At 65.7% G+C, this 8,064-nt stretch carries 10 protein-coding genes; 3 read left to right on the top strand and 7 right to left on the bottom strand.

Translation table 11 applies throughout. The features are described 5' to 3' along the window. Positions 1–104: 104 nt before the first annotated feature. A complete protein-coding gene (locus A6A05_RS00275) occupies positions 105–983 on the bottom strand; it encodes a hypothetical protein (RefSeq protein WP_068496321.1) in 879 nt (292 codons plus the stop codon). Between the two features lie 229 nt (positions 984–1,212). Here A6A05_RS00275 and soxY point away from each other — a divergent pair, with 229 nt between their 5' ends. Then, entirely contained in the window at positions 1,213–1,674 is a 462-nt protein-coding gene (soxY, locus tag A6A05_RS00270; protein ID WP_068496318.1) for a thiosulfate oxidation carrier protein SoxY, read from the top strand. Between the two features lie 18 nt (positions 1,675–1,692). After that, positions 1,693–2,019 (top strand): thiosulfate oxidation carrier complex protein SoxZ, encoded by a 327-nt coding sequence (gene soxZ / locus A6A05_RS00265; protein WP_068496316.1) that lies wholly within the window; start codon positions 1,693–1,695, stop codon positions 2,017–2,019. A 35-nt stretch (positions 2,020–2,054) separates the two neighbouring features. On the opposite strand, the gene A6A05_RS00260 is transcribed toward soxZ, so the two are convergent. From A6A05_RS00260 to A6A05_RS00235, 6 genes are all read right to left on the bottom strand, one after another. Continuing rightward, the gene (locus A6A05_RS00260) at positions 2,055–2,498 is read right to left on the bottom strand and encodes a CBS domain-containing protein (RefSeq protein ID WP_068496313.1); all 444 of its coding nucleotides are present in this window, start codon (positions 2,496–2,498) and stop codon (positions 2,055–2,057) included. Between the two features lie 85 nt (positions 2,499–2,583). Next, positions 2,584–3,174: an N-acetylmuramoyl-L-alanine amidase gene (locus A6A05_RS00255; RefSeq protein ID WP_068496311.1), complete on the bottom strand. Its 591-nt coding sequence runs from the start codon at positions 3,172–3,174 to the stop codon at positions 2,584–2,586. Beyond that, positions 3,171–4,043, bottom strand: coding sequence for a DMT family transporter (locus A6A05_RS00250; protein ID WP_068496309.1), 873 nt, complete (start codon positions 4,041–4,043; stop codon positions 3,171–3,173). The genes A6A05_RS00255 and A6A05_RS00250 overlap by 4 nt, the downstream gene beginning before the upstream one ends. Next, on the bottom strand, positions 4,040–5,854 hold the full coding sequence (locus A6A05_RS00245) for an ABC-F family ATP-binding cassette domain-containing protein (RefSeq protein ID WP_068496307.1): 1,815 nt from the start codon (positions 5,852–5,854) through the stop codon (positions 4,040–4,042). The genes A6A05_RS00250 and A6A05_RS00245 overlap by 4 nt, the downstream gene beginning before the upstream one ends. 38 nt (positions 5,855–5,892) lie before the next feature. Then, positions 5,893–6,747, bottom strand: coding sequence for a heme o synthase (gene cyoE, locus A6A05_RS00240; RefSeq protein WP_068496305.1), 855 nt, complete (start codon positions 6,745–6,747; stop codon positions 5,893–5,895). Positions 6,748–6,757: 10 nt separating this feature from the next. Further along, complete coding sequence (locus A6A05_RS00235; protein ID WP_068496303.1) at positions 6,758–7,180, bottom strand: DUF420 domain-containing protein; 423 nt, start codon at positions 7,178–7,180, stop codon at positions 6,758–6,760. Positions 7,181–7,477: 297 nt separating this feature from the next. On the opposite strand from A6A05_RS00235, the gene A6A05_RS00230 reads away from it, so the two are divergent. Further along, positions 7,478–8,064: STAS domain-containing protein (locus A6A05_RS00230; protein WP_068496301.1), on the top strand; the 587-nt coding region annotated here is incomplete at its 3' end.

Below are 8,064 nucleotides of genomic sequence, written 5' to 3'. Positions count from 1 at the left end.
AGCCTCGCTGTACGCCTCGCCGACACCCCAAGAAAGCGAAAACGCCAAGTGTGTGCGCTATGTTAACGCCTATGGGGTGCGGCCTCCCCCTGACAGTCACGACCTCAGCGGATCGGCATCAAGGCGTCCATCTTGACGCGAACGGTCCCCTCGCGGTGCAGTTGTCCGCCCTCGCGCACGATCAGCAGAGCGCGGCGCGGGTCTTCCGGTCGCAGGGCCGCGTCGGACAAGGCCTCGGCCGTCCGCGTGGCGCTGTCGCTTTCCGGGCGGGCATTCGGCGTAATGGCGCCGAACGTCCTCGATCCCTCCGACGGCGTGCGCACCATCTGCAGCTCGCCACCGACATCCAGAACCAGCGGCTTGTCGGTCCCGGCAAACCGGTCGCCGACCGAATCGTGGACCTGGGTGATGGTCACCCGGTCTACCGCAACATCGACGACCTTGCTACGCTGAATGGTGACGCCGATGTTCTCGACGAACAAGGCGGCGACGGCGCCGGCCTGGCGGGCGCGGGCGATGGTTTCAGGCAGCGGCGGCAGGATGCCGACACCGGTGCTGGCGGCCTTCTGGGCGATGGCCTCGGCGATAGGATCGGTATCGGCCTTGTTGACGCCGATGGCATCCAGCAGCCAGCCGATATCATTCATGGTCTGCCGGAAGGCGCTCTTCAGCGAATCCTGCTTTTCCTTGTCTTCGGAATTGCTGTCGGTCGAGCGGGCGGAGTTTTCCAGGGCGCGCGGATCGTTCAGATCGGGCGGCTCGAGCTTATGGCGCAGCCACGCCTCAGCGATCGTGCTGCCCTCCAGCATCTCCCTCATGTCCTTCATGCGCGCGCTGGCTTGGGCGGAAAGCTGGACGGCATCCACCACCGTCAGAGACTGCTGGGCAGCCTCTTCGATCGGATTGACCAGTTGAACGCCGGGCTGCACAGGAGCCAGCGGCGCATACTGAGTGCGTCTGGTGATATCGAGATCGTCGACCATGGACGTGACCTTTCTCGTCAGTCTGCCGATAAAAAACTACGCTTCTGCGTAGCGTCCCATTTTCACCAAAAAGGCCCCGAAGTGCAAGACTTTCCATCGCGGATACGTCCGCAAACTTCACTACTTTCTAATACAGATATTGCTTTGATAGCGTCGATTCCGCTAGGCTTGGCCATCACCATCGATGGGCTGCCGGCGGGTCCGCGCGGTTCCGACAAGGAGAGAGGGAATGGCGAAGAAAGTTGAGGGCTGGTCGCGGCGCGACGTGCTGGCCGCCGCCGGCATCGGCTGCGTGGCGATGGCTGCGCCGAAGATGGCGCAAGCGACCCCCCAAGAGGCGGATGACCTGGTCAAGAAATTGATCGGCGGCGCCGCCCCCAAAGAGGGCAAGGTTCAGCTGAAGATCAAGGATGTCGCCGAAAGCGGCGCGGCCGAGCCGATCGCCGTGTCGGTCGACAGCCCGATGAGCGCGGCCGACCACGTCAAGGCGATCCATGTCGTCGCCGAGGGCAACCCGGCTCCGGGCGTGTCGTCCTGGTTCCTGACGCCGAAATCCGGCAAGGCCGAGGTGGCCTTCCGCATGCGCCTGGCCAAGACCCAGGTGGTCCGCGCCTATGCCGTGATGAGCGACGGCTCGGTGTGGATGGCCAAGCAGGAAATCAAGGTCACCATCGGCGGCTGCGGCGGCTGAGGAACGGAGTTAAGGACTATGGCTGCACCCACCATCAAGAGCCGCATCCCGGCCAAGGCCAAGAAGGGCGAGATCATCGAGATCAAGGCCCAGATCACCCACGATATGGAAACCGGCCAGCGCAAGGACGCGGCCGGCAAGGTCATCCCCAGGAAGATCATCAACAAGTTCGTGGTCACCTGGAACAACGACATCGTCACCAGCGGCGACTGGCACACCGCCATGAGCGCCAACCCGTTCGTCACCTGCTACGCGCTGGCGACCGAATCGGGCAAGATCAAGCTGGCCTTCCATGACGATTCCGGCGAAGTCTACGAGCAGGTCTCGGAGATCACCGTCGAATAAGGACAAGCCCCCCGGTCCAGGCCGGGGGGCACCCTTTAGCGCGATGCCACCACGTAGTGGCGCAAATTGTCCACTTCCATATCGGCCTGATCCAGCCGGCTTTTCACCACGTCTCCGATGGTGACGATGCCGATCAGGTGATTGTCGGAATCGACCACCGGCAGATGGCGGATGCGCCGGCCAGTCATCGTCATCATCAGGCTGTCGAGCGTATCGTCCTCGTGGCAGGTCAGAACCGTCGCCGTCATCAGGTCTTGCACCCGCGCGGTGGTGCAGACGTTTTCCTGCGCCGCCAGGCCGCGCACGATGTCGCGTTCCGACAAGATGCCGGCGATGGCCCCGTCGGCATGGGTGGCGATCAGCGCGCCGATGCGATGGGTCGCCAGCAATTTGGCCGCTTCCGAGATCGAGGCGTCGGGCGAAATGGTCACGACGCCGGCGCCGCGAGCCTTTCCCATCAGGATATTCTTGACGAACATGGCAGTACCTCCCCGGTTTTCCGAGGGCAATCCGCACGGAGAGCCTCATAGCTGATAAGGGGACGCGCCCCCCTGCCTTCAAGGCCTATACGGAAGGGGGGCGGAAGTGCAACCGAAAGGCCGAGCGGGCCGCCTCGGCATCGGTCAGGTCGTAGCCCCAGGCGGCCAGCACCTGATCGGCCGGCTGGTCGGCCGGATCGGGAAACGGCCAGATGCCGATTCCGGCTGCCGCCAGCCTGGCCCACGGAAACAGGGCGCCGGGATCGGCCTTGCGCCCCGGCGCGACATCGGAATGGCCGACCACGTTGGCCGCCGGGATCGGGTGGCGCGACAAGATCGCCCCGGCCAGGTCGATCAGGGCGCAGATCTGCGCCTCGGCGAACGGAGAATCGCCGGAATTGACCAGCTCGATACCGATCGAGCGGGAATTGACGTCGGGATCGCCGCCCCAACAGGACTTGCCGGCATGCCAGGCCCGCATGTCTTCCGGCACCAGGGTAAATATCCGGCCGTCTTCCTCGATCAGGTAATGGGCCGACACTTCGGCGGCCGGATCGCACAGCCGGGCCAGCGAGGCGGGTCCGTCGATGAAGGTGTAATGCAGCACCAGCATGTCGACCAGGGCGCGACGCCGCGGGCCGAAATTGGGCGACGGATGGTCGATGATCTGGTTCATGGCCCCGGCTCCACCCGCTCGCCCCCGCGCTGCCCGGCCAATTGCACCAAGGCCACACCGGCCACGGTAATGGCGCCGCCCACCACTTTCTGCCAGGTCAACACCTCGCCCAGCGCCAGCACGCCGCCGGCCACGCCGATCACCGGCCCCAGCAGGGTGATCGGCACCAGCCGGCTAAGGTCGTGGCGACTGACCAGACGGTACCACAGGGTATAGGCCACCAGCGACGAGCCGATGGTGGTGTAGGCGACGGCAGCGACCACCGGCCAGGTCATCGCCGCCAGTGCCGCCCCCTGCCCGCTTTCGGTCGCCAGCGAGATGCCGGCCAGCAGCGGCGCCGTCATCAACCCCATCCATCCGTTCAGCGCCAGCGGGTGGATATCGCCCAGCTTCTTGACCTGAATGTTGCTGACCGCCCAGGCGGCCATGGCGATGACCGCCACCACCAGCGGCGCCGTCGCCGGCAATTGCGGCTCGCCGGCCAGCAAAGCGACGCCGGAAAAGGCCGCCACCAGGCCCGCACCTCGGCGCAGGCCCAGCCGGTCGCCGAAGAACGCCCAGGCCAGCAGCACCGAGAACGGCACCCCCAATTGGGTGACGATGGCGGCCGTGGCAGCATCCATCCCGGCCACGCCCCAGAACAGCAGGCCGAAATGCCCGACGCCCAGCACCAATGCCAGGCCGGCGATGCGCGGCAATTGGTAGGCCTGGGGCCGGAAGAAGGCCACGGTCAACAACGCGACCAGAAAGAAGCGCAGACTGCACAGCAGGAACGGCGACAGCACCGTCAACGCCACCTTGACGGCGATGAAGTTCAGCCCCCACAGGGTGACGACCACCAGCGCCGTCAGCCCGTCTTTCAGGTTCATGACCGGGCCGCCATCTCTTCCTTCAGACTTTCCAGTTCCAGCCAGCGTTCCTCGGCCGCCGCCAACTCGTCGCGTGCCGCGTCAAGCCGCTTGACCGCCAGGTCGAAACGGGCGGGATTCTTTTCGTACAAGGCGGGATCGGCCAGTTCGACCTCGAGCTTGGCGATCTCGGTCGCCAGCTTCTCCAGCCGGGTCGGCAACTCGTCCAACTCGCGCTGGTCCTTGTAGCTGAGCTTGGCCTGGACCTTGGGGCGCGCCGCGATGGTCTCGGCCCGCGCCTCGATCCTGGCGGCTTCGGACGGCCGGGTTGGGCGCTGGGCCAGATAGTCGGAATAGCCGCCGGCATATTCGCCGATGGTGCCGTCGCCCTCGACGGCGATGACGCTGGTCACCAACCGATCCAGGAAGTCGCGGTCGTGGCTGACCACCAGAAGCGTGCCCTCGTAATCGGCCAGCATCTCTTCCAACAGGTCCAGTGTGTCCATGTCCAGATCGTTGGTCGGTTCGTCCAGGATCAGCAGGTTGGACGGCTTGGCCAGCAGCTTGGCCAGCAGCAGGCGGTTCCGCTCGCCGCCCGACAGCGCCGAAACCGGCGTGCGCGCCTGATTGTCGGAAAACAGGAAATCCTTCATGTAGCCGACCACGTGGCGGGGCTGGCCACGCACCCAGACATTGTCGCCGCGCCCGTCGGTCAGGGTGTCCCATACCGAACGCTCGGGGTCGAGGCGATCGCGGCGCTGGTCGAAATAGGCGGCCTCCAGATTGGTGCCCAGCCGCACAGTGCCGCCATCGGGTTCCAGGTCGCCGGTCAGCATGCGCAACAAAGTGGTCTTGCCGGCACCGTTGGGACCGATCAGTCCGACGCGGTCGCCGCGCAGGATGCGGGTCGAGAATTCCGGCACCACCAGCTTGTCGCCATAGGATTTGGAGATCCTGGTCGCCTCGATGACCAGCCGGCCCGAGACGTCGCCGGCATCGACCGCCAATTGGGCGCGCCGCTCGGCATCCTGACGGGCGCCGAAGCGCTGGGCGCGTTCCTGGCGCAGCCCGTTCAGGGCGCGCAGGCGGCCCATGTTGCGCTTGCGCCGGGCGGTGACGCCGCGCGCCAGCCAGTGCAGCTCGCGCCTCAGCAGATTGTCCATGCGTTCCAACTCGGCCTCGGCCGCCTGATAGGTCTCCTCCTGCCAGGCCGGGAAGCCGGCGAAGCCGAACTCGGCCCGACGCACCAGTCCTTGCTCCAGCCACAGGGTCTGCTTCGAAATCTGTTCCAGGAAACGGCGGTCGTGGCTGATCACCACCAACGCGCCGCCATAGGATTTCAGCCGTTCCTCCAGCCACAGGATCGCCGGCAGGTCGAGATGGTTGGTCGGCTCGTCCAAAAGCAGGGCGTCGGGCTCGCCGACCAGGGCGCGGGCCAGGGCGGCGCGGCGGGATTCGCCGCCCGACATCCCCACGGTCGAGCGGTCGGGATCGACGCCCAGTTCGGCCAGCAGCGCCTCGGCGCGATAGGTCTGGTCGCGCTCGTCGGCGGGCAGGCCCAGGACCACGTAATCGCGCACAGTGTCGGCGTCGGGCGCCGGATCCTGCGGCAGATAGGCGATTCGGGTGCCGGGCTGGACGAACAATTCGCCCGAATCCGGCAATATCTGGCCGGCCAGCACCTTCAACAGCGTCGATTTGCCCGAGCCGTTGCGGCCGACCAGGCAGGTCTTGTCGCCCCGGCCGACCCAGGTAGTCACACCCTCGAACAAGGGATTGCCGCCGAAGGTCAGGCGAACGTCACGAAGGGAAAGCAGCGGGGGTGAAGCCATGACAAAAGACCAAGCCGGGAAAACCGGCCGGGACTTTATCAGAACCAATGCTTGTCGGCGAACACCGCGATGAACAGGCCCAACAGATAGGGCATCGAGGCGGCGAAGTTCCAGCCGGCCCAATATCGCGACGGCGTCAACACCAGCTTGACGTTCAGGCCCAGCAGCAGCACACCGACCAGCCCGGCCCCGATCAGATAGGGGGTGCCCAGCCAGCCCATGGCCCACGGCACCAGCGACGAGCCGACCAGCAGCACCGAATTGCCCAGGATGCACCAGGCGGTGCGCTCGACGCCCACCACCACCGGCAGCATCGGCACGTTGGCGGCGCGGTAATCCTCGACCAGCAGGATCGACAGCGCCCAGAAATGGCTGGGCGTCCACAGGAACAGCGTCACCGCCAAGAGCGCCGGCAGCGCCCATTGCGAGGGCTGGACCACGGCGGCTCCGGCCAGCAGGGCGAAGCTGCCGGCGGCGCCGCCGAAGACGATGTTCCACCAGGTCCGCCGCTTCAGCCAGACGGTGTAGATCACCGCATAGACGAACACCCCCAGGAACAGATGCACCGCCACCACCCAATTGAGCGCCGACACCGCCAGGACGATGCCGGCCATGGTCAGGCCCCCGGCCAGCATCAGCGCCTCGGTGGGCGCGACCGTGCCGACCACCATCGGCCGGTTGCGGGTCCGCTTCATCAAGGCGTCGATATCGCGGTCGAACACATGGTTGAACACCGCCGACCCGCCCGAGCCCAGCACCATCACCACCACCAACAGGGCCAGGTGGAGCGGTTCGACCGTTTCGGCCACCGCGCCATAGCCGGTGACGGCGGTGAGCGCGATCATCAGGGCGATGCGCAGCTTCAGAAGCTCGACATAGGATTTCATCGGCATGGCACGCCCCTTAGAGATAGAGGTGATAAAGCATCGCATAGACGATCAGGCCGGACAGGCTGACATAGACCCACAACGGCCAGGTCCACCGCGCCAACCGGCGATGGGCATCGACCTTGCCCTGCACCGCGCGCGCCAGGGTCAGCCCCACCATCGGCGCCACCAGCGCGGCCAGCGCCACATGGCTGATCAACAGGGCGTAATAGACCGGCCGGATGGCGCCCTGGCCGCGAAAGACGAAGATCGGGGCGCTGAAATGATAGACGACATAGACCACCAGGAAGGCGGCACTGACCGCCACCGCCGAAACCATCGCCTTTGGGTGCCAATCCTTGCGCCCGGCCCGCACCAGGGCGAAGCCAACCAGCAGCAGCGCCAACGACACCGCGTTCAGCGCGGCGGTCAGATGGGGAAGCAGGGTGGCGGCGGTCATCCGCCGGCCGCCATCATCTGGCCGAAACGGATCAAAGCGGCACCGTAAAGGCCGGCCGCCACCGCCACCGTCGCAATCACCGTCAAGATGATCCTCAAACGCCGCCTGGTTGTCGTGCTGCCCATGGCCCCCTCGCCAAAGTCGAAGTCGCTACAAGGACATCTGGGGTGTCGAAGCCTGCGGAAAAAGGGGGGTGGATTTGCCGTCTTAGCGCTGGGCACCCCCTATCCGTATGGTATAAGTAGCATGCTGAAAACGGATCGATCGCAGGGAAGGGGAACCCGCATGGAAGCTCGCATGGAAAACCTGGCTGCCGGCCGCGTCTGGACCCTGAGCGGGCGGATGACCTTTCACGACAACGACCGCTTCCTGGCAATCCTGGCCGAGTTCGCGGCCGATTCCGGTCGCCGGGTCGTCCTTGATCTGGCCGGGGTGGAATATGTCGATTCCTTCGCCATCGGCCTGCTGCTGCAGGCGGCCGAACAGGCTCGCACCAGCGGCGTCACCTTGGTCATATCGAAGCCATCGGCGACGGTGCGCTCGATCCTGGAGCAGATGGACCTTGCCGGCCAATTGCCGGTCGAGCCGCCGCTGCAACCGGCTTCGGGCCATAGCGCCACGGCCACCGTCGCCGCGACGGGGGGGGTGAAACTTTCGCCGTTGCCGTCCGAGCGTGGTCCGGGCTTGGCGCTGTCGGGTCGTTTCACCTTTGCCGCCCAAGGCACCTTTCTAAGCGTCCTGCAGCAGATGGGGCGCCTGAACGGCGGCCATTACCGCCTGGACCTGGCCGATGTGTCGTTCATGGATCCCGGATTTCCCAGATGGTGCTGCGATTTCGTGACAGCGACTGCCAAATCTGATATAGAAATCAAGGCGGTACGGAC

The organism is Magnetospirillum moscoviense (assembly GCF_001650635.1).
GTDB classification, from domain to species: Bacteria; Pseudomonadota; Alphaproteobacteria; order Rhodospirillales; family Magnetospirillaceae; genus Magnetospirillum; species Magnetospirillum moscoviense.
Note: the sequence above shows the minus strand (reverse complement) of the source record. Positions and strands in the feature narration are given on the sequence as shown.

Excerpts from the sequence above, each read along its gene's own strand:
- cyoE (WP_068496305.1), bottom strand. The coding sequence starts at position 6,747 with ATGCCGATGAAATCCTATGTCGAGCTTCTGAAGCTGCGCATCGCCCTG.
- A6A05_RS00260 (WP_068496313.1), bottom strand. The coding sequence starts at position 2,498 with ATGTTCGTCAAGAATATCCTGATGGGAAAGGCTCGCGGCGCCGGCGTC.
- A6A05_RS00250 (WP_068496309.1), bottom strand. The coding sequence starts at position 4,043 with ATGAACCTGAAAGACGGGCTGACGGCGCTGGTGGTCGTCACCCTGTGG.
- soxY (WP_068496318.1), top strand. The coding sequence starts at position 1,213 with ATGGCGAAGAAAGTTGAGGGCTGGTCGCGGCGCGACGTGCTGGCCGCC.
- A6A05_RS00275 (WP_068496321.1), bottom strand. The coding sequence starts at position 983 with ATGGTCGACGATCTCGATATCACCAGACGCACTCAGTATGCGCCGCTG.
- A6A05_RS00255 (WP_068496311.1), bottom strand. The coding sequence starts at position 3,174 with ATGAACCAGATCATCGACCATCCGTCGCCCAATTTCGGCCCGCGGCGT.
- soxZ (WP_068496316.1), top strand. The coding sequence starts at position 1,693 with ATGGCTGCACCCACCATCAAGAGCCGCATCCCGGCCAAGGCCAAGAAG.
- A6A05_RS00245 (WP_068496307.1), bottom strand. The coding sequence starts at position 5,854 with ATGGCTTCACCCCCGCTGCTTTCCCTTCGTGACGTTCGCCTGACCTTC.
- A6A05_RS00235 (WP_068496303.1), bottom strand. The coding sequence starts at position 7,180 with ATGACCGCCGCCACCCTGCTTCCCCATCTGACCGCCGCGCTGAACGCG.